Annotated in this window: 19 protein-coding genes; 9 read left to right on the top strand and 10 right to left on the bottom strand. The window is 64.6% G+C overall.

All coding sequences use genetic code 11. The features are described 5' to 3' along the window. The first annotated feature begins 62 nt into the window (after positions 1-62). Positions 63-965: a LysR substrate-binding domain-containing protein gene (locus NKI47_RS20245; RefSeq protein ID WP_352593106.1), complete on the top strand. Its 903-nt coding sequence runs from the start codon at positions 63-65 to the stop codon at positions 963-965. A gap of 17 nt (positions 966-982) precedes the next feature. On the opposite strand, the gene NKI47_RS20240 is transcribed toward NKI47_RS20245, so the two are convergent. After that, on the bottom strand, positions 983-1,972 hold the full coding sequence (locus NKI47_RS20240) for a zinc-dependent alcohol dehydrogenase family protein (RefSeq protein ID WP_352569796.1): 990 nt from the start codon (positions 1,970-1,972) through the stop codon (positions 983-985). A 103-nt stretch (positions 1,973-2,075) separates the two neighbouring features. Between NKI47_RS20240 and NKI47_RS20235 the strand changes: the two genes are divergently transcribed. Together NKI47_RS20235 and mutL are read left to right on the top strand one after the other, a co-directional pair. Further along, the gene (locus tag NKI47_RS20235) at positions 2,076-2,978 is read left to right on the top strand and encodes a LysR family transcriptional regulator (RefSeq protein ID WP_352593103.1); all 903 of its coding nucleotides are present in this window, start codon (positions 2,076-2,078) and stop codon (positions 2,976-2,978) included. Between the two features lie 80 nt (positions 2,979-3,058). Beyond that, positions 3,059-4,909 carry a DNA mismatch repair endonuclease MutL gene (mutL, locus tag NKI47_RS20230; RefSeq protein ID WP_352593100.1) on the top strand — a complete coding sequence of 617 codons (1,851 nt, stop codon included), beginning with the start codon at positions 3,059-3,061 and terminating at the stop codon, positions 4,907-4,909. Positions 4,910-5,113: 204 nt separating this feature from the next. Here mutL and NKI47_RS20225 read toward each other — a convergent pair whose 3' ends face one another. Beyond that, positions 5,114-6,007: a DMT family transporter gene (locus NKI47_RS20225; RefSeq protein WP_352593097.1), complete on the bottom strand. Its 894-nt coding sequence runs from the start codon at positions 6,005-6,007 to the stop codon at positions 5,114-5,116. A gap of 90 nt (positions 6,008-6,097) precedes the next feature. Between NKI47_RS20225 and NKI47_RS20220 the strand changes: the two genes are divergently transcribed. Together NKI47_RS20220 and NKI47_RS20215 are read left to right on the top strand one after the other, a co-directional pair. Beyond that, positions 6,098-7,024 carry a LysR family transcriptional regulator gene (locus NKI47_RS20220; RefSeq protein WP_352593094.1) on the top strand — a complete coding sequence of 309 codons (927 nt, stop codon included), beginning with the start codon at positions 6,098-6,100 and terminating at the stop codon, positions 7,022-7,024. A gap of 230 nt (positions 7,025-7,254) precedes the next feature. Beyond that, positions 7,255-7,488: a DUF2093 domain-containing protein gene (locus NKI47_RS20215; protein ID WP_031211156.1), complete on the top strand. Its 234-nt coding sequence runs from the start codon at positions 7,255-7,257 to the stop codon at positions 7,486-7,488. A gap of 245 nt (positions 7,489-7,733) precedes the next feature. Here NKI47_RS20215 and lpxK read toward each other — a convergent pair whose 3' ends face one another. From lpxK to epmA, 7 genes are all read right to left on the bottom strand, one after another. Next, positions 7,734-8,762: a tetraacyldisaccharide 4'-kinase gene (lpxK, locus tag NKI47_RS20210; protein WP_352593091.1), complete on the bottom strand. Its 1,029-nt coding sequence runs from the start codon at positions 8,760-8,762 to the stop codon at positions 7,734-7,736. Position 8,763: 1 nt separating this feature from the next. Then, positions 8,764-10,080, bottom strand: coding sequence for a lipid IV(A) 3-deoxy-D-manno-octulosonic acid transferase (gene waaA / locus NKI47_RS20205; RefSeq protein ID WP_254817457.1), 1,317 nt, complete (start codon positions 10,078-10,080; stop codon positions 8,764-8,766). Then, positions 10,077-10,856: a lysophospholipid acyltransferase family protein gene (locus tag NKI47_RS20200; RefSeq protein ID WP_023674379.1), complete on the bottom strand. Its 780-nt coding sequence runs from the start codon at positions 10,854-10,856 to the stop codon at positions 10,077-10,079. The genes waaA and NKI47_RS20200 overlap by 4 nt, the downstream gene beginning before the upstream one ends. A gap of 5 nt (positions 10,857-10,861) precedes the next feature. Next, the gene (locus NKI47_RS20195) at positions 10,862-11,107 is read right to left on the bottom strand and encodes a DUF4170 domain-containing protein (RefSeq protein WP_023674378.1); all 246 of its coding nucleotides are present in this window, start codon (positions 11,105-11,107) and stop codon (positions 10,862-10,864) included. Positions 11,108-11,181: 74 nt separating this feature from the next. Continuing rightward, positions 11,182-11,988 (bottom strand): 3'(2'),5'-bisphosphate nucleotidase CysQ, encoded by an 807-nt coding sequence (locus NKI47_RS20190; RefSeq protein WP_352569792.1) that lies wholly within the window; start codon positions 11,986-11,988, stop codon positions 11,182-11,184. Then, on the bottom strand, positions 11,975-13,318 hold the full coding sequence (locus NKI47_RS20185) for a TldD/PmbA family protein (RefSeq protein WP_352457105.1): 1,344 nt from the start codon (positions 13,316-13,318) through the stop codon (positions 11,975-11,977). Before NKI47_RS20185 ends, NKI47_RS20190 begins: the two co-directional genes overlap by 14 nt. Before the next feature lie 167 nt (positions 13,319-13,485). Continuing rightward, positions 13,486-14,532 carry an EF-P lysine aminoacylase EpmA gene (gene epmA, locus NKI47_RS20180; protein ID WP_352593087.1) on the bottom strand — a complete coding sequence of 349 codons (1,047 nt, stop codon included), beginning with the start codon at positions 14,530-14,532 and terminating at the stop codon, positions 13,486-13,488. Between the two features lie 114 nt (positions 14,533-14,646). Here epmA and efp point away from each other — a divergent pair, with 114 nt between their 5' ends. Next, complete coding sequence (gene efp, locus NKI47_RS20175) at positions 14,647-15,213, top strand: elongation factor P (protein WP_352569791.1); 567 nt, start codon at positions 14,647-14,649, stop codon at positions 15,211-15,213. Positions 15,214-15,344: 131 nt separating this feature from the next. Here the strand turns inward: efp and NKI47_RS20170 are convergent, their stop codons facing one another. After that, positions 15,345-16,352, bottom strand: coding sequence for an AraC family transcriptional regulator (locus tag NKI47_RS20170; RefSeq protein ID WP_023674373.1), 1,008 nt, complete (start codon positions 16,350-16,352; stop codon positions 15,345-15,347). Positions 16,353-16,576: 224 nt separating this feature from the next. Between NKI47_RS20170 and NKI47_RS20165 the strand changes: the two genes are divergently transcribed. The 3 genes from NKI47_RS20165 to NKI47_RS20155 all read left to right on the top strand — a co-directional run bounded on the left by NKI47_RS20165 (position 16,577) and on the right by NKI47_RS20155 (position 19,229). Beyond that, the gene (locus tag NKI47_RS20165) at positions 16,577-17,959 is read left to right on the top strand and encodes an FAD-binding oxidoreductase (RefSeq protein ID WP_352452295.1); all 1,383 of its coding nucleotides are present in this window, start codon (positions 16,577-16,579) and stop codon (positions 17,957-17,959) included. A gap of 648 nt (positions 17,960-18,607) precedes the next feature. Then, positions 18,608-18,760 carry a hypothetical protein gene (locus NKI47_RS20160; protein ID WP_352578310.1) on the top strand — a complete coding sequence of 51 codons (153 nt, stop codon included), beginning with the start codon at positions 18,608-18,610 and terminating at the stop codon, positions 18,758-18,760. 142 nt (positions 18,761-18,902) lie between these two features. Next, on the top strand, positions 18,903-19,229 hold the full coding sequence (locus tag NKI47_RS20155) for a hypothetical protein (RefSeq protein WP_352593083.1): 327 nt from the start codon (positions 18,903-18,905) through the stop codon (positions 19,227-19,229). The last annotated feature ends 6 nt before the right edge of the window (positions 19,230-19,235 follow it).

Raw genomic sequence — 19,235 nt, 5'->3', positions numbered from 1 at the left:
CTAGCCAGACAAAATGCGGCTGTGACGCTGGAAAATCCTGATCTCTTGTATAAGCTCAGCTTATGCGAAGCTTGCGCCACCTGCTGCCGTCGGCCGGCAGCCTGATCGTTTTCGAGGCCGCCGGGCGGCTGTCGAGCTTTACCGCCGCCGGGCGCGAGCTCGGCATGACGCAGGCTGCCGTCTCCTATGCGATCCGTGGGCTCGAAGAGCAGCTCGGCGCCAAACTATTCCAGCGCCGCCACCGGCAAGTCAGCCTGACCGAGGCCGGCGACCGCTTCCATGCCGACGTCTCGCTCGGCCTGTCGCACATTCGCAAGTCGGCGGAGGATCTGCGCCAGATCGCCGTCGGCGCGCATGTGACGCTCGCGGCCTCGACCGCCTTCGCCTCGTTCTGGATGATGCCGCGCCTGCAGCAGTTTCGCGACGCATTGCCGGGCATCGACCTGCGCATCCAGACCGCCGACCGCGATCTCGACATCATCGCCGAAGACATCCCGCTCGGCGTCCGCGGCGGCGAGCCCAGGGAATGGCCGGATTATCATTCGCTGCCGCTGGCCGATGAAGTGATATTCCCCGTTGCCGGCGTTAGTTATGTGGCCCGGTTCGGGCTGCCGGAGCGTGTCGCGGACCTTCAATCGCACCGCCTTATCCATCTTGAAGAGCCGTTTCGCGAGGCCGCGAGCTGGGACGAATGGTTCGCCTCGGCCGGTGTCGACATCGCCGATGCTGGACGCGGCTTGCGCATCAACGACTATGCGCTGGTGATCCAGGCAGTCATGGAAGGGCAAGGCATCGCGCTCGGCTGGGGTCACCTCGCCGAGCGGCTGCTGGCATCAGGGCTGCTGGTGCGCGTCACCGGCCACACGATGACGACCGGCAAGGGCTTTCATGTCATCTGGTCGAAGAACCGCGAACTCAGCGACAACGCCCGCAAGGTGCGGGACTGGCTGGCGGCGCAGGCGTGAGGCCGATAAATGCCCGGTCAAACGGTCACGACGATCTTGCCGAACTGTTCGTTCGATTCGAGATAACGGTGCGCCTCGACGATCTGGTCGAACGGAAAGGTTCTGGCGATTGCCGGCTTCAGCGAACCCGAGCTCAGTCCGTCAAGGATGAACGCCTTGGCGGCCTGCAGCCGGACCCGATCGCGCACGATCTCATGGACGAGATAGCCGCGCAGCGTCAGCGTCTTGGCCAGCACTGCAGGTAGCGGAAAGGGGGTCGGGTCGGGGCTCAAGCCGCCATATTCGATGAGAATGCCATCCCGTGCCATCGCTGCCGTCAGAGGCTCGAAGATCGGCCCGCCGACCGCGTCGAACACCACGCGCACGCCGTCCGGGCCGGCGATTCGCTTCAGCCTGGCTTCCAGGTCCTCCTCTGCCGAGGCGATGACGTGGGCCGCGCCGAACTCAAGCAAAGCCCGCTTCTTGGCAGATGTCCGTGTGACCGCGATCGGGGTCGCGCCAATCATGTTGGCGATCTGGATCGCGGCAAGTCCGACGCTGCTCGAGGCCGCGGTAATGACAACAAAGTCCTCGCTTTGGAGGTTGGCAATGTCGATCAGCGCACCGTAGGCCGTGAGATATTGCATCCACGCGGCGGCGGCCTCTTCCCAGCTCAGCGATGGCGGGTGCTTGACGACGAGCTCGGCGGGATATGTGGCAATCTCACCATAGGCAGGCCAGCGGACCATCGACAATGGCGGCACGATGCTGACGGCATCGCCCGGCGCAAACCCGTCCACGCCTTCGCCGACCATCTCGACGATACCCGCCGCCTCGAGCCCAAGACCGGAAGGCAACGGCGCGGTCTGGATGTAGGTCCCCGAACGCAGCAGCGCCTCGGCGCGGTTTATGCCCAACGCCTTGACGCGTATCTGAATCTCACCGCTCGCGGGCGCAGGCGTGTCAACATTCTCGATGCGCAGGACCTCGGGACCACCGAGCTCATGAAAGCGAACGACACGTGCCATCGGTCACAACTCCAAAATATTTGAACTGAATCAGCTATGCCAGCGCTCATCAGGCGGATAAATAGTCGCTTGAGTAGATCAGCAGAAACTATAGGGTTTGAATATGGATCGCCTTACGAGCATGGCCGTGTTCGTCAAAGCCGTCGACCTGGGCTCGTTCGCAGCCGCGGCGGCGGCTCTCGATCTGTCCGGGCCGATGGTCGGCAAGCATGTCCGGTTTCTCGAGGAGCGCCTGAGCGTGCGCCTCATCAATCGGACCACGCGTCGCCAAAGCCTGACCGATTTCGGGCGCGCCTATTATGAACGCTGCCGGCTGGTGCTTGCCGAAGCGGAGGCCGCGGATGCACTCGCCGCCGACCAGCTTGCCGAACCGCGCGGAAAACTGCGTGTCCTCATGCCGGTGCATTTCGGCCGGCGCTGCGTTGCCCCGATCCTGTTCGGGCTTGCGCAGCAATATCCGGCGCTGGAACTTGACCTGTCGTTCAGCGACACCCTCGCCGACCTCGCCGAAGACGGCTGCGATCTTGCCATTAGAACGGGCGATCTGGAGGACCAGGCCGGGGTAATGGCGCGTCGCATCGCGCGCCAGCACATGGTCGTCTGCGCGTCGCCGTCCTATCTCGACCGGCACGGCGAGCCACATGAAATAGATGACTTCGGCAGCCATCACGCGATCATCTACCGCCGTTCCGGGCGTGCCGTTCAGCCGTGGCTGTTTCCGCGCAATGGCCACCCCGCGATGGAGATCCGGCCCGTCAGCAGATTGCGGCTCGACGATCTCGATGCCATCGCCGATGCCGCGGCCGCCGGCATGGGGCTCGCGTGGCTGCCATACTGGATGGTTCGCCAGCGCATCCAGGCCGGCGCACTTGTCCCGCTGTTGCCGGAACAATCCCGGTTTCTCTACGACGTTCATGCCCTGTGGTTGCAGACGCCTCATCTGCCGATGAAAGTCCGCCTTGCCGTCGATGCACTGTCGGCAGCGCTGCCCAAGCTCATGAGTTGAAGTGCACGGCCGCGGTCGGCTGCGTGGATTTCCTCAATTCCGCCCTCCCGCATCGACCACGAATCCGCCTATAGTGCCCCATGCCGATCCGCCAGCTTTCCGAAACGATGATCAACCAGATCGCCGCCGGCGAAGTCATCGAGCGTCCGGCAAGCGTGGTCAAGGAACTGGTCGAGAACGCGCTCGATGCCGGTGCTGCCAGAGTCGAGATCGTCACCGCCGGCGGCGGGCTGAATCTTATCCTGGTCAGCGACGACGGCTTGGGCATTCCGGAAAACGAACTGGCGCTGGCGATTGCGCGCCATTGCACCTCCAAGCTCGCCGACGACATTCACGACATCCGCTCGCTCGGCTTCCGCGGCGAGGCCTTGCCTTCGATCGGCTCGGTGGCGCGGCTGTCGATCCGCTCGCGCACCGCGTCCAGTGAAAACGCCGCCGAGATCGGCATCGACGGCGGCCGCGTCTCCGCGGTCAGGCCGGCGGCGGCCAATCGCGGAACCACGGTTGAGGTGCGCGACCTGTTCTTCGCCACGCCCGCAAGGCTCAAATTCATGAAGGGCGAGCGCGCCGAAAGCTCGGCCATCGGCGACGTGGTCAAGCGCATCGCCATCGCCTTTCCCGCCGTGCGCTTCACCCTGGCCGGCCCGGACCGCTCGACGCTGGAACTGCCGGCGACCGACGACAGCCCGGAAGGCCGGCTGCGCCGGGTGGCACAGGTGATGGGCGCCGACTTTCCGGACAATGCGATCGCCATCGACGCGATGCGGGACGGCGTGCATCTCGCCGGCCATGTCTCGGTCCCCTCCTTCACCCGCGCCAACGCGCTGCAGCAATACGCTTATGTCAACGGCCGCCCGGTGCGTGACAAACTGATCGCCGGCGCCATTCGCGGCGCCTTCGCCGACGTGCTGCCGCGCGACCGCCATGCCGTCACCGTGCTGTTCCTGACGCTCGATCCGGCGATCGTCGACGTCAACGTCCATCCGGCCAAGGCAGACGTGCGCTTCCGCGACCCGGGGCTGGTGCGCGGGCTGATCGTCGGCGCTATCCGCGAAGCGCTGGCCAATGCCGGCATCCGCGCCGCCACCACAGGGGCCGCCGGCATGATGGCGGCGTTCCGGCCAGGCGCCGCATCCTATGCGCATGGCGGGCCGGCCAACGGTCACCGCAGCTACGAGGCCGCCTATCGGGCATTGGGCTTTGCCGGGTTCGATGCTGCCCGGTCGCCACAGCGGCCGCTCGATATGGGCGACGGGTTCGGCGAGGACGAGCAGACGGCCTTCGACGCCGGGCCACTCCAAAGTGCCGACGCGCGCGCCGGGCAAAACGAAGCCGCGGAAACGCTGCTCGGCACGGCGCTGGGCGCGGCGCGCGCGCAAGTGCACGAGAATTATATCGTCGCCCAGACCAGGGATTCGCTTGTCATCGTCGACCAGCATGCGGCGCATGAGCGGCTGGTCTACGAGGCCTTGAAGAACGCCCTCCACTCACGCGCGGTGCCGTCGCAGATGCTGCTTCTGCCCGAGATCGTCGATCTGCCGGAAGAAGACGCCGAACGGCTTGCCATCCACTCCGAGACGCTGGCCCGCTTCGGCCTCGGCATCGAGCGCTTCGGCCCCGGCGCCGTCGCGGTGCGCGAGACGCCGTCGATGCTCGGCGAGACCAACGTCCAGCAGCTGGTGCGCGATCTCGCCGACGAGATCGCCGACAACGATACGGTCGACACGCTGAAGGAGCGGCTGGACAAAATAGCCGCGACCATGGCCTGCCACGGCTCGGTGCGTTCCGGCCGCCTGCTCAAACCGGAAGAGATGAACGCGCTGCTGCGCCAGATGGAGGCGACGCCGGGCTCCGGCACCTGCAACCATGGCCGCCCGACCTATATCGAGCTCAAGCTCGCGGATATCGAGAGGCTGTTTGGGAGGCGATAAGAAACTCGCAGGGCGCAGCCCCCACCCGGACCTTCGGTCCGACCTCCCCACAAGGGGGAGGTAGGGAGATTAGCCGCGGGCGCCTCGCGAGGAGCTTACCTCCCCCTTGTGGGGAGGGTCGCTGCGAAGCAGCGGGGTGGGGGTACGAAAAGAGCCGCTGTACAGCGGCTCTTTTCGAGTCAGGCACAGCCCCAAACCCTTTGCTCATCTCTTCAAATTCACCACGATGACGCCGCCTAGCGCCAGCGCGCCGCCGAAGATGCCAAGCAGCGTCGGCACCTCGCCCAGCCAAAAGAAGCCGATCAGCGTCGCCATCGGCGACACCAGATAGAGGAAGTTCGAGGCACGCGCCGCGGGCAGTCGGGAAAGTGCTGTTGCCCAGGCAGCGTAGGCGATGAGGCTGGGCACGATGCCGAGAAAGATGACGGCGCCGAGCCCGGCGGTGTCGGCGACCGCCGCTTGCGCCAGACCGCTCGGCAGGAACGGCGACAGGCAGAGCGCGCCAAGCACCATGTTCGAGGCCGAGATCGTCAGCGGGTGGTGGCGACCAAACAGCGGCTTCTGGACGATGGTGTTGACGGCCGAGCACAGCGCCGAGCCGAGGACAAGCAGCGCACCGCTGTTGAAATGCAGCCCTTGCCCCTCGCCCATGGCGATGATCCCGATACCGGCGAAGGACAGGAATGTGCCGGCCCAGGCCAGGCCCGAGAAGCGTTCGCCGAGCAGCGCCATGGCCATGATGGCGGTGAAGATCGGGCTGACATTGATGATGAAGCCGGCCGCACCGGCCGAAACGGTCAGCTCGCCGAAATTGAGCATCACCGTGTAGAGTGCGACGAAGACGGCACCACCGAAGACAAAGCGCCAGAGTTCATCGAGCCTGGGCAGCGCCGGCCGCTTGACCGCGAGGAAGATCGCCGCCGGAACCGCGGCGATGGCAAAGCGCAGCGCGCCAAGTTCCAGCGGCCCGAAAGCGGCAAGGCCGGCGCGGATCGCCGGAAAGGCGGAGGCCCAGCCGACCACCGTCAGCGCCACCGCGATGGCAGCCGTGGCATCCATGCGCTGTGTCGTATTCAACGTGCCGGTGTAAGCGCTCATCTGGGTGTCCTCGCGATCCAATGCCATGAAGTAGAGAAACGCTATTGCGGGTCGGTTGACAAACGAACAAATCGAGGATCACCTGTGACTATGGATCACAGCTTAGACCCGATGCTGCCGCTCGAAACGCTGCGCGCCTTCGACGCCGCGGCTCGGACCGGCAGCTTTTCGGCGGCGGCCGAGAAGCTCAACATCACCCACGGCGCCGTCAGCCGGCAGATCGCCAAGCTCGAGGGCTGGCTTGGGCTGAAAGTCTTCGATCGCGGCGCGCGCGGCGTCTCGCTGACCGTCGAAGGCAATCGCCTGCATCTGCGCACCACCGAAGCCTTTGCCCTGATCGCCAGCAATTCGGACCGTTGGGTCGAGCCGCGCGGCACGGCGGTGGTGCGGCTGACCTCGATCCCTTCGGTCAGCGGGCTGTGGCTGATGCCGCGCATGGCGGCGCTGGAGAACCACCCGTCCAAGCTGCGTATAGTGCTCGACGTCGACATCCGCCAGGGCGATCTTGCCGACGAGGGCATCGACCTGTCGATCCGCTGCGGGCGCGGCCGCATTCCGGGCCGGATCTCGGTACAGCTTTTCGAAGAATATGTGTTCCCTGTCGCCTCGCCGGAATTGGCCAGGCAGATCGGTCGCGGAGATCCCGCCCGACTGCTCGAATTTCCGGTGATCAATGATTCCGACGCTTCGGCCTGGCGCGCCTGGTTTGCGGCGCAGGAGACGGACTATCGGCCGCGGCCGCACGACCGCCGTTTCGAGGACTACAACCTCGTGCTCGACGCCGCCGCGCACGGGCTCGGTATTGCGCTGGCACGTCCGCCGTTGACGGTGGACCAATTGAAATCGGGCCGCATCGTCGCCGTAGACGAGCGCAGTGCGCTAAGCCCGATATCTTACTGGCTCGACCGGCCGCTGGGGCGCCCGCGCGCCGCCGCCGCCGAACTCGCCCGGCGCATCGCCGTCCAGGCCGGGCTGCCAGCGGAGAAGATCGAAGAGTTTATCATCGCCGAAGAATGAGATGCCTAAGGCGCGTTGCGTTCGACCGGCCTCATGCGACGCGCTTCAGGTTCTTGTGTTTATGCATGTCGCGCAAAACCGCTGCACACTTTTGCGCGACATGCATTGGCATCCGGTTTGCCGGCTTGTTCGAGCAAGTGCCACCAGAAACAGAACCAGGCAAGGCCAACCGAGCTTGACCTCGCCGCAATTTGTGGCGATGACATCGTCATGAATTTCGGCACCACCCCATGATGAACCGTTTCGAAGGACCCGGCGGCAAGGAAGCCCGCATCCGCTATCTCGACGGCGACTTCCAGGTGACCAGCCCCGGCGCCTTCGTGCGCTGCGCGGTGACCGGCGAGAGCATCCCGCTCGACGAGCTTAAATACTGGAGTGTCGCCAGGCAGGAACCCTATGTGAACGCCGCCGCCTCGCTGCGCCGCGAGATCGAAGCGCATCCGGAACTGCGCCGCCGACGCTAGTCCAGCGCAAATGGAAGCCGCCCCGTTGCGATCCTGCGCCCTCTGCCGCGGCGTCAGGCCGGCAACACCGAAACCTTTAGAGGCTATCTTGAAGCCCGCCTCGGGCTCGAAGGCGGGTCACCGGCGAATCATCACCTAGCTAAATTACTAGCATAGCTGCCGGCACAAAGCAAGAACAAAATACGTTCGACCGGCGGAAAGCTGCAAATTCCAGTCCCGCATTGCCTCGGTGCTCAAGCTTCTGGTCAGCCTTTAAGCCGGCGCTGCCGCCAGGCATCCAGCGTCTCGTCCATGATGCGTTGCGGCACATGGTCGAGCTCGAAGACGGTGTCGATCTCCAGCACATCGAGCCCGTCGAGGAATTCCGGCGGCGCCGCGCCGTGACGCAGGCGGGCAGCGTCCTTGGCGGTGGTAATGAGGCCAACCCCGGCTTTACGCGCCGTCGCCGCCAATTCGGCAAGTTCGTCCTCGCCATAGAAATGATGGTCAGGAAACGATTTGGTCAGCGCAAGCTCGCCGCCGGCCTCGCGGACAGTGTCGAAAAACTTATCGGGATGACCGATGCCGGCGAACGCCAGGAACCGCCTGCCGGCCAGCGTCACCTTGCTGCTCGGGGCAGTGTGCGCCTCGAAGATCGGCCTGCCGGCGCGCGCTGCCTGGCGCACGACCGTGTCGGCCGCGGTGCCCTCGCCCATCTTCAGCAAGGCGCTGGTGAAGATCAGTTGGTCGACGATGTTTGCCCGCAGAGGCCCGCCGGGGATGACGCGGCCATTGCCGATGCCATGGCGCGCATCGACAACGACCAGCGCATAGTCGATGTGGATGCGCGCGCTCTGAAAACCGTCATCCATGATCAAGAAATCGCAGCCGAGCTTCTCCAGCAGAAGCCTGGCGCCCGCGGCCCGGTTCGGCGTCACCGCGACCGGCGCGTGTTCGGCCAGAAGCAGCGGCTCGTCGCCGACATGCTTGGCGGCGTCGTGGTGCGGATCGACGATATGCGGCTGCGCGAAGGAGCCGCCATGGCCGCGCGACAGGAAACCCGGATTGAGCTGCATGCGCCGGGCCTGCTCGGCCAGCGCGATCGCCACCGGCGTCTTGCCGGTGCCGCCGACGGTGAAGTTGCCGACGCAGAGCACCGGCGCCTCGACCTTTTCGCGCGGCGCGTGCCGCATGCGGCGACCGGCGACAAGCGCATAGATGGCGGAAAGCGGCGACAGCGCCGTGACCCGCCAGTCCGGCTCTTCCCACCAGAAGGGTGGCGCTTCCGAGGTCACGTCAGCGCCCGTTCGCGCCCTTCAGGCGCGACTTGACGACCAGCGGCTGGATATAGGGCTCGAGCGACCTGAGCGTATGCGCCAGCGCACCGCGCATCTCGTCGACCGTCGCCGCACCCGCCGCCATCATCTCATGGCGGGCCGCCTCGTTGGTCAAAAGGAAATTAACGGCGCCGGCCAGCATATCGCGGTCGCGCACCAGCTTGGCGCCGCCGCTATCGAGCAGGCGCTGATAGGCCTCGCGAAAATTCTGGACGTTGCGGCCGGCAAGCACCGCTGTCTCCAGCATGGCTGGTTCCAGCGGGTTCTGGCCGCCCTCGGAAGTCAGCGAACGGCCGACAAAGGCGATTTCCGTCAGCCTCAGATAAAGCCCCATCTCGCCGATCGTGTCGCCGAGAAGAATATCGGTGTCGGCGGTGATCCTGTCGCCCTTGCTGCGCTGCGCCAGCTTCAGGCCCATGCCGGAAATCTGGGCGGCCAGCTGCCCGGCGCGATCGGGATGGCGCGGCACGATGATCGTCAAAAGCCCGTGGTGGCGCTTGTGCAGCATGGCGTGAACTTCGGCGGCGACCGCCTCTTCGCCGTCATGGGTCGAGATCGCCGCCCAGGTCGGGCGGCCGCCGATCTGGCGTTTCAGCGCCGCCAGTGCCCGCTCGTCGGCCGGCGGCGGCGCGGTGTCGACCTTGAGATTGCCGGACACGGTGACCGGCCTGGCGCCGAGCGAAAGGAAGCGCTCGCCATCGAGGTCCGACTGGGCAACGACATGGGCGAGATTTTCGAACAATGCTTCGGCAATGTTGGCGCGCTTCTTCCAGGACTTGAAGGAGCGGTCGGACAGCCTGCCGTTGACCAGAACCTGCGGCACGCGGCGGGCGCCGAGTTCCAGGATGGTCATCGGCCAGATCTCCGATTCGGCGATGATCGCCAGGTCCGGCTGCCAATGGTCGAGGAAGCGACTGACCGCCGGCTTGAGGTCGAGCGGCACATATTGGTGGATGATGCGGTCGCCCAGCCGTTCTTCGGCGACCTGCGCCGAGGTGACCGTGCCCGTCGTCAGCACGATGTTGACGCCGTAATCGAGAATGCTCTCGACCAGCGGCACGACGGCGATGGTCTCGCCGACGCTGGCTGCATGGATCCAGATCACCGGGCCTTCGGGACGCTCGCGTCCGGCGACGCCGTAGCGTTCACGCCGGCGAATGCGGTCCTCCTTGCCTCTGGAAGTGCGCCAGGCGACGTAAGGTCCGACCAGCGGGTAAGCGGCGGCCCCGGCGAAGCGGTAGGCCGTCAGGAAGGCGCGGGCCCAGCGCATACTCATTTCGAACCGTCCACAAGGCGATAGGCCTCGGCGGTCGCGGCATTGAGCGAGGCCGTGACCTCCTGGCGCTTGCGTTCCATTTCCGCGGCGTCGGCGTTGGCCGGCACGAAGATAGGCGTGCCGACGACAATCGAGGAGCGGCCGAAGGGCAAGTTGATCGTCGTCTTGTCCCAGCTGCCCTCGATCACCTTGCGGCGGCTGGTGGCTATCGCGGCAGGCAGGATCGGCCGGCCGGACAGCCGCGCCAGAAGGACGACGCCGAGCCCCGCATCGCGCGGCGTGCCGTGGGGAATATCAGCAATCATGGCGACATTCTTGCCGGTGGCGAGCGACTTTTTGAGGGCGATGAGCGCCTTGGCCCCGCCCTTGTCGAGATGCCTTGCGCTTTCGCGCCCGCCAGAGCCGCGCACCGCCTCGATGCCGAATTTCTCGACCATCAGCGCGTTGAGCTCGGCATCGGCGCTGCGCGATACCATGGCAACCAGCGGCCGTCCCTTGGGATAGTAGGCCGGGGTCAGCAGGTGCTGGCCGTGCCAGAGCGCGATGATGCCAGGCTCGAGCTGCGCATAGGCGCCGCCGGAAAACTTGGCCGATCCGTCGACCATGCGGTTGGTCAAGCGGACAAGGCGGACGAAATACGCAAACAGCGCGGCAAGCGCATTCTTGACGAATCGCGACTGCGCCAGCGGTTCGCGGATCTTGCGCCAGAACGTCTTCGGCTTGCGACGTCTGACCGCCGACCGCGGGGCTGATCGCTTGACCGCTTCATGGTTCATCGATGTCAACCGACAGCCTTGTTTTCGGGGTCGAGCAGGCGGTGCAGGTGAACGACGAAATAGCGCATATGGGCATTGTCGACGCTAGCTTGCGCCTTGGCCTTCCAGACGGCGTGCGCCGATTGATAGTCCGGATAGATGCCGACAATATCGAGCGCGTCGAGATCGCGGAATTCGGTGCCGCCCAGCTTCTTGAGTTCGCCGCCGAACACCAGGTGCAAAAGCTGTTTCTTTCCGTCTTCAGCGGCCATGTCGATCCTTCACATATCGTGAGTTTGGGACAGGTCTAGACCAAAGCCGCCGACTTTGGAACTATTGATAGTGGTCAATTGTCCAGCCCGGCGATGACGCCGGCGAGCACGGCGAGGAGTTCGCCGCTGCCGGCGGCGAGCGGTCCGTGACGGATCACTTCGCCGGCATAGAGCGGCGCGCGGCCATGCCGATCGAGCAAGGCGCCGCCTGCCTCGCGCAGGATGAGATCGGCCGCGGCGATGTCCCAGTCATGCGCGTTGGCCTTGACGAAGGTGGCATCGAGCTGGCCGCCGGCGATCATCGCCAGCCGGTAGGCGAGCGAAGGAATATAGAGCACGCGCTTCAGCCGTTTGTGCCATTTCGCCGGCATCAGGTCGATCATCGCCTTCGGTCCGGCGATTTCGGCCGTTTCCGACGGCGGACGCACGCTGATGCGCCTGCCATTCAGGAACGCGCCCTCGCCCGGCAGCGCCCAATAGATTTCGCCCTTCGCCGGGCAGTCGAGCACGCCGGCAAGCGTTCGGCCGTTCTCGACCACAGCGACGCTGACGCACCATGTGGGCAGCCCTTCGAGGAAGCCGCGCGTGCCGTCGATCGGATCGACGACAAAGGTGCGGCGCGCGACGAGCCTTACCGGGTCGTCGACGGTTTCCTCCGACAGCCAGCCATAATCCGGCCGGGCCGCCAGCAAGGTCTCGCGCAGATATTTGTCGGCGGCGTGATCGGCTTCGCTGACCGGCGAGGTGCCGCCCTTCATCCACACCTGCGGATTGTTGTTGAAGTACTGCATGGCGATGAGTCCCGCCTCGCGGGCGGCATCGCGCAACAGCTGCAGGTCTTCAGTAGCGCCGGCCGAGACGGCCGGGTCAAGCTCCGGCAAGGGTCATTCCTTCGATCAAAAGCGTGGGCGCGGCAGTGCCGAAATTGCGGTCGAGATCGCTCGCCGGAACCATGTTGAGGAACATCGTCTTCAGATTGGAGGCGATGGTCACCTCGGCGACGGGATAGGCCAGCTCGCCATTTTCGATCCAGAAGCCGGAAGCGCCGCGGCTATATTCGCCCGTCACCATGTCGACGCCCTGGCCGAACACTTCGGTGACGTAGAAGCCGGTCTTGAGCGACTTGATCAGCTCTTCCGGCGTATTTTCCCCGGGCTCGATGGCGAGATTGGTCGACGACGGCGAGACCGACGAGCCGCTGCGCGAGCCGCGCCCATTGGTGACGAGGCCGAGTTCCCGAGCCGCCGAAGTCGACAGGAACCAGTGGTTGAGCACGCCCTTGTCGACCATGAACAGTTTTTCGCCCTCGACGCCTTCGCCGTCGAACGGGCGCGAGGCCTGTCCACGGCGCCGGAGCGGCTCGTCGGTGACGGTGATTGCGGCCGAAGCCACCTTCTTGCCCATCATGTCGCGGAGAAAGCTGGTCTTGCGCGCCACCGCGGCGCCATTGATGGCACCGGCAAGGTGGCCGGCAATGCCGCGCGCCACACGCGGATCGAACACCACGTCGACAGGCCCGGTCGCCGCCTTGCGCGCGCCAATGCGGCGTACGGCGCGCTCACCGGCCTTGCGGCCGATGTCTTCCGGCGCGTCGAGATCGGAAAAATGCTGGCGCGAGGAGAATTCGTAGTCGCGCTCCATGCCGGTGCCCTCGCCGGCGATCACGCTGGTCGAGCGCGAAAAACGCGAGGCGACGTAATGGCCGACGAAGCCGTGCGAGGTGGCGAGCACCAGGCCGCCAAGCCCGGCACTGGCGCCACTGCCGGCCGAATTGGTGACGCCCTTGACGGCAAGCGCCGCCGCTTCGGCGGCAAGCGCTGCTTCCTTCAACTGGTCCGCCGACACCTCGGTGGCGTCGAACAGATCGAGGTCGCGCGGTTTCTTGACCAGCAAGGCCGGGTCGGCGAGGCCCTGATAGGGATCCTCGGGGGACACCTTGGCCATGGCGACCGCGCGCTCGGCCAGCATATTGGGGTCGGATGCCGCCGTTGCCGAAACGCTCGCTACCCGCTTGCCGACGAAGACGCGCAGCGAGACGTCCTCGCTCTCGGACGCCTCTGTGCCTTCGACCTTGCCAAGCCGCACCGACACGCCGGTCGAGCGGCCGCGCACCGCAACGGCATCGGCGGCATCGGCGCCGGCCCGTTTGGCAGCCTCGACCAGGGCCGCGACGCGATCGGTCAGTTTCGCTGCGTCGAGCGTATCGGTCATGCGCATGATCCTGTTATTTCCGGCCGGCTGAAGGGCAGCCGCTGCTGCACCATCTATTGTCCCGATGCCGCTTCTGCAATGGCGAAGCGGGCAAACCGGGTGCATCAAGCGCCCAAACAGGACCGCAGGCCGCAGGCGGATGAACGGCGAGCGAGATCGACAATCCCTCAGGAAGCGGCCACCGGCGTCCAGATCACGTCGTCGATCCTGAGCGCGCCGGTGGCGAGCATCACCAGCCGGTCGAAGCCGAGCGCGGCGCCGCTCGCCTGCGGCATGATGGCGAGCGCGGCGAGGAAATCCTCGTCGATCGGGTAGCGTTCGCCATAGACGCGCTGCTTCTCATCCATTTCGGCGGCAAAGCGCCGGCGCTGCTCGGCCGGATCGGTCAATTCGCCAAAGGCGTTGGCGAGCTCGACGCCGCAGCAATAGAGCTCGAAGCGCTCGGCGGTGCGCGGATCGTCGGCGCTCGGCCGGGCCAATGCCGCCTCCGAGATCGGATATCCGAAAAGAATGGTGTTGCGCCCCTGCCCCAGCGCCGGCTCGATTTTTTCGACCATCACCCGGCTGAACAGGTCGGCCCAATTGTCATCGGGCGCGGTCCGCAATCCGGCCTGGACCAGGGCGGCATGCAACCCCGCGCGGTCGGTGCTGCCATCGGCTGCAACCGTCGCCAGCAGATCGATGCCGGCATGGCGCATGAAAGCTTCGGCGACGCTCAACCGTTCCGGCTCGGCGAACGGATCGGCTTCACGGCCGCGGAAGCTAAAACGCTTCGCTCCGGCCCGTTCGGCCGCCAGCGCTACGAGCTCGGCGCAGTCGCGCATCAGGCTCTCATAGGTCTCGCCGACGCGGTACCATTCGAGCATGGTGAACTCAGGATGGTGCAAGGGGCCGCGCTCGCGGTTGCGCCAGACAGCCCCGAGGCTGAAGATGCGCTCCTCGCCGGCGGCAAGCAGCTTCTTGCAGGCGAATTCCGGCGACGTGTGGAGGTAGAGCGGCTGGCGCTGCCCGTCCGGCCCGATCGCCTCGGTGGCAAAGGCCGACAGGTGCGCTTCATTGCCGGGCGAGACCTGCAGGGCCGATGTCTCCACCTCGACGAAGTCGCGGCGGGCGAACCAGTCGCGCATCCCGGCGGCAATGGCATTGCGCAGGATCAGCCGTGGCCGGCGGTCGGCGTGGACATGCGGCGTCCACCACGGCGAGGCGGCGGTCATCGGCTTCAGGGGAATTGCACAGAGGGCTGGCGATTGCGGCCAAGATGCGCTAGGCCGCACGCAACGGCCTCTCCAGCCGATTTGCGCCAACAAATTTTATCAGGATGGAAACCCGTGAAGGTCATCGCCAGCTCCTTACGCAAAGGCAACGTCGTCGAAAAGGACGGCAAGCTTTATGTGATCCTCTTTGCCGAAAACATTCATCCTGGCAAGGGTACGCCGGTCACCCAGCTCGACATGCGGCGTATCTCCGACGGGGTAAAGGTTTCCGAGCGTTACCGCACCACCGAGCAGGTCGAGCGCGCCTATGTCGAGGAGCGCGAGCACACGTTCCTCTACCGTGACGGCGAAGGCTTTCACTTCATGAATCCGGAGAGCTACGACCAGGTCGCGGTGCCGGAAAGCGTGATCGGCGACATGGCGCCCTATCTGGTGGAAGGCATGCCGGTGCAGATCTCGCAATACAACAACATCGCCATCTCGCTGGTACTGCCGCAGCGCGCCACTTTCGAGGTGGTCGAGACCGAGCCGGTGACCAAGGGCCAGACGGCGTCCTCGTCCTACAAGCCGGCAACGCTGTCCAACGGCGTGCGTACCCTGGTGCCGCCACACATCAGCGCCGGCACCCGCGTGGTGGTGATGACGGCCGATGGCGCCTATGTCGAGCGCGCGAAGGATTGAGGCGCGAAGTCTGACACGCCTCGCCGAAAGCGTCGCGGCGGCCGGTCATCGTCTACCGCTTTGTGCCAGGGGCTTTCGAGCATTGGGACGCTGCACGCAGACCGAAGCGTCAACGCCCTGCCAGTTCTTTCCTATTGTACGACGCCAGCGGGCAATCTCTGAGCCTCGAGCAACGCCGACCGTCCCTTTCGCCAGGTGCCAGGTGGAATGCCGACGAACTTTTTGAAGGCGCGATTGAAGGCGGCTTCCGACTCGTAGCCGACCTCGGCACCCGCTTGCGCGATGCTCATTTCGGGCCGTTCGAGCAAGCGTCCTGCCAGTTGCAGACGCCAGCGAGCAAGATAATGCATGGGGGAGACCTCGACATAGTGGGTAAAGCGGCTCGCAAACGCCGTGCGCGAGAGCCCTACTTCGCGGGCGAGCCGGTCCAATGTCCATTCCTCCCTTGGGCGAGCGTGGATGAGCCGGAGCGCCTCGCCGACGTGTGGATCCCGTAGGCCTGACAGCCAGCCGCGCGAATCGTCGGGGAGGGTCTCGAGATGGCGGCGGATGATCTCGACAAACATCAGCTCGCTCAGCTTGGCGAGTATCGTTTCACAGCCCGCCCGCCCACTGCCGCCTTCGGCCAGCGCCAGCCGAAAAAGGTCGATAACCCAACTGCTTCCATCGGCGGGCTTGCGGGCACACAGGATGGCCGGCAATGCGGCCAGGAGAGGATTGAAGGGACGCGCATCGCAGCCAAGATACCCGCAAATGAATCGGGTCCGCTCGTCTCCGCCGCCACCATGGATCACCGCGAACGGCAGGCTCTCGTCTATCGGCCGATAATACATCGCCATATTGGGTTCGCCCCGCGCCCCCGGCGAGGAGCTCAACACGTTCGGAACACCACCGGGGAAGACAACGACATCACCGGCGTTGACGAGCACCGGCGGCACCGAATCGTCTCCCAGCGCGGCCCAGCACGAGCCCGACATCACGGCATGAAAAGAAATGATGTGCTCTGCCTCCGGCATGACGGCGGCGGCAATGTCGGCCGTGCCCGGCGACTCGCCAACCCAGGGAGAGCTGGCGTCGACGTCGAAATAGATCGCACCGGTGAGGCGAACGGCTCGGAGCACATCGGAAAGGACATCCATGCACTGCACCTCCGGAAACGATCGGCTACTCCCTTTGACAACGAGTTTTTCGGTCAGGCATCGAACTATCCGGCAATATGGCCGCCCGGGCAACCATCCATCTGGTCTAATCCTACTCTGAACGATCGGGCAACAGAAATGGACGATGTGACATTTGCGGGAACAGCGGACGAGACTAGCGTTTCATCGACCGGCCGACAGGTCCAATAATAGGGAGGAATGTCATGAACGATGAAGACATCACCAAATTCGCAGCAAGCCTGCGAGGCGAAGTCATCCGCGCCGGCGACGCCCGCTATGACGAGGCCCGCAAGCTCTACAACGGCATGATCGACAAGCGGCCGCTGATCATCGCCCGCTGTGTCGACGTCGCCGACGTAATCACAGCGGTGAATTTCGGCCGCGACAACAATTTGCTGGTTGCGGTACGTGGCGGCGGCCATAACGGACCAGGATTGGGGAGCTGCGACGACGGTCTGGTGATCGACCTGTCGGCGATGAACGGCGTGCGCGTCGATCCGGATGCCCGCACGGCGCGAGTAGGCCCGGGCTGTACTCAGGGCGACCTCGACCATGCCACCCATGCCTTTGGCCTGGCCGTACCGGCGGGCATCATCTCGACCACCGGGGTCGCCGGACTGACGCTGAGCGGCGGCCATGGCTATCTGACGCGCAAATATGGCCTGACCATCGACAATCTGATCGAGGCCGATGTCGTGCTTGCCGATGGAAGCTTCGTCACCGCCAGCAAGGAGCGGAACCCCAACCTGTTCTGGGCGCTTCGCGGCGGCGGCGGCAATTTCGGCATCGTCACCAGCTTTGTGTTCAAGCTCCACCAGGTCAGCATGGTCTTTGCGGGGCCGATCGCATGGGATCAGCGCCACGCCCGCACCATCATGCAGCATTATCGCGAGTTCCTGCCGAACGCGCCCGAAGAACTCGGGATCTTTCTCGGGCTCAAGACCGTCCTCTCGAGCGCACCCTTCCCGGAAGAGTTTTGGGGAAAGCGGATGTGTCTGCTGATGTGCTGCTACAACGGCCCGGAGGAAAAGGGCAGAGAGGCGCTGGCCCCGCTGCTCGATGCGCTGCCCGCGCCCTGGTTCAACTGGATGGGAACGATGCCCTATCCCGCGGTGCAGAGCATGTTCGATGGGCTCTACCCAAAGGGAATGCAGTGGTACTGGCGGGGCGATTTCGTCAAGACGCTGTCCGACGAGGCGATCGACGCCCATCTCAAGCAGGCGGCGAAGACGCCGAGCGAGCTATCGCTCATGCACCTCTACCCGATCGATGGTGCGGTCCATCGCGTCGGCAAAGACGAGACACCCTGGAATTACCGTGATGCGACCTGGTCGATGGTCATCGCCGGGATCGATCCGGACCCACAGAAAGCGGGGCCGGTGACGCGCTGGACCAAGGCCTACTGGGAGGCCGTGCATCCGTTCGATCTGGGCGGCGCCTACCTGAACTTCATGATGGATGACGAGGGCGATGCAAGGCTCAAGGCGGCTTATGGCGACAACTATGAGCGCCTGGCTACGCTGAAGAAGAAATACGACCCGAACAACCTCTTCCGGGTGAACCAAAACATTCGACCGGCTGCTTGACGGCGGCCCTCGTCAGGCCGGCAAGCGTACCGGCCGGCCCAGCTAAGGCTCGGCCGGTACGATAGCTGCCGGTCAGGACGCTCTGATCCAGACCAGCATCTCGCCGGAATCGTGGTGTCCCAGGCGACATACGGCACGGTGACTTTTGCTGCCTCGACCGCCGGTGATTTTCAAACGCCTCTTTCCTGTCAATAGCCGACAGCGTGACGACGTCGCCGGGCACGTTCGAGAGCTGACTACATTTGAAACCAGGCCAGACGACCGCCGAATGGCGTCCAATGAGCCATGCCGGGCTGCTTTTCAGGCTACCCCGCGCTTCTGATCGTAGTGGGCCGCGTACTGTCCATGCACAAGTCCGGACCTGTTTGGCGACACCATCATGACTGGATCGTTCGCACATGATCGACAAAATGACCCGGAAATGACCGAGATACAAAGCTTTCCTTCAGTTGTGCATCAATAAGCCGCGACAATTTTTTAGCCAATCTTTAGGCAAATTCTCAGGTTTATCGACAGACAGCAGACAATTCGGCAAAACGGTCTTTGCTGGATTTATGTGGATGGGCAATGCATCCCTACTTGACACCGGGACAAGCTGAAGAGCTATGCTGAACATGGGTCGCAAGTTTGCGCGGAGGGAATCTGTTCATGGATTTCATCGAGAGTTGGTTTGGTATTTCACCTGACGGCGGCGACGGATCGACCGAAGCTCTCTACATACTTGCCGTTGTCGCAATATTGGCGCTCGCATTTCACAAGCGCATCGTGCAGTTCGCGCGCGGTTTCTTCGCGCGGAAATAGCCCGCGTACCGTTCGAGCCCAGCTTTATTCGTCTGACCAGAGTACAAACGGCACCAGTCGTCTGACGCTCCAATACACTGTTGCCGCGCGAATCCCGTTGTTATCAGAGCGTTGCCCTGCGTTAGCTTCAGAGGGGAAGTCGATGCGAGGAATAGCGGCAATCCTGCGAGCATTGTTCTCCGCCTGGATTCCGGCACTGATCGAGATGGCTCGCCGTTTCTGTCGCCGGTGGCGGCTAGGGGGCGACCGCCGGGTCGACCAGAAAGGGTCCCGGGCGCATTGCGTACCGATCGATCACCCTGCTTTCTGCCGGCCTGACCCGCTGATCTACGATCAGTATTATCTGATCGGCCTTGGTCTCGCGGTCACCTGGGATAATCCCGATATCGAGCTACGCCAGGGTGGTGTGCCCGTTCCCGCCGGCAGGTTGCAGGCGGACACCGACTACGAGGTGCGGGTTCGCGTATGAAACGCC

Origin of the sequence: Mesorhizobium sp. M0633 (assembly GCF_040320645.1) — a bacterium.
Classification (GTDB): domain Bacteria; phylum Pseudomonadota; class Alphaproteobacteria; order Rhizobiales; family Rhizobiaceae; genus Mesorhizobium.
This window is presented reverse-complemented; position numbering and strand designations above follow the sequence as displayed.

Coding starts and splice junctions, on each gene's coding strand:
- NKI47_RS20195 (WP_023674378.1), bottom strand. CDS start 11,107: ATGGCCGCTGAAGACGGAAAGAAACAGCTTTTGCACCTGGTGTTCGGC.
- NKI47_RS20215 (WP_031211156.1), top strand. CDS start 7,255: ATGATGAACCGTTTCGAAGGACCCGGCGGCAAGGAAGCCCGCATCCGC.
- NKI47_RS20200 (WP_023674379.1), bottom strand. CDS start 10,856: ATGAACCATGAAGCGGTCAAGCGATCAGCCCCGCGGTCGGCGGTCAGA.
- NKI47_RS20165 (WP_352452295.1), top strand. CDS start 16,577: ATGAACGATGAAGACATCACCAAATTCGCAGCAAGCCTGCGAGGCGAA.
- mutL (WP_352593100.1), top strand. CDS start 3,059: ATGCCGATCCGCCAGCTTTCCGAAACGATGATCAACCAGATCGCCGCC.
- NKI47_RS20185 (WP_352457105.1), bottom strand. CDS start 13,318: ATGACCGATACGCTCGACGCAGCGAAACTGACCGATCGCGTCGCGGCC.
- epmA (WP_352593087.1), bottom strand. CDS start 14,532: ATGACCGCCGCCTCGCCGTGGTGGACGCCGCATGTCCACGCCGACCGC.
- NKI47_RS20225 (WP_352593097.1), bottom strand. CDS start 6,007: ATGAGCGCTTACACCGGCACGTTGAATACGACACAGCGCATGGATGCC.
- NKI47_RS20170 (WP_023674373.1), bottom strand. CDS start 16,352: ATGGATGTCCTTTCCGATGTGCTCCGAGCCGTTCGCCTCACCGGTGCG.
- waaA (WP_254817457.1), bottom strand. CDS start 10,080: ATGAGTATGCGCTGGGCCCGCGCCTTCCTGACGGCCTACCGCTTCGCC.
- NKI47_RS20155 (WP_352593083.1), top strand. CDS start 18,903: ATGCGAGGAATAGCGGCAATCCTGCGAGCATTGTTCTCCGCCTGGATT.
- NKI47_RS20245 (WP_352593106.1), top strand. CDS start 63: ATGCGAAGCTTGCGCCACCTGCTGCCGTCGGCCGGCAGCCTGATCGTT.
- NKI47_RS20240 (WP_352569796.1), bottom strand. CDS start 1,972: ATGGCACGTGTCGTTCGCTTTCATGAGCTCGGTGGTCCCGAGGTCCTG.
- NKI47_RS20235 (WP_352593103.1), top strand. CDS start 2,076: ATGGATCGCCTTACGAGCATGGCCGTGTTCGTCAAAGCCGTCGACCTG.
- NKI47_RS20220 (WP_352593094.1), top strand. CDS start 6,098: ATGGATCACAGCTTAGACCCGATGCTGCCGCTCGAAACGCTGCGCGCC.
- NKI47_RS20160 (WP_352578310.1), top strand. CDS start 18,608: ATGGATTTCATCGAGAGTTGGTTTGGTATTTCACCTGACGGCGGCGAC.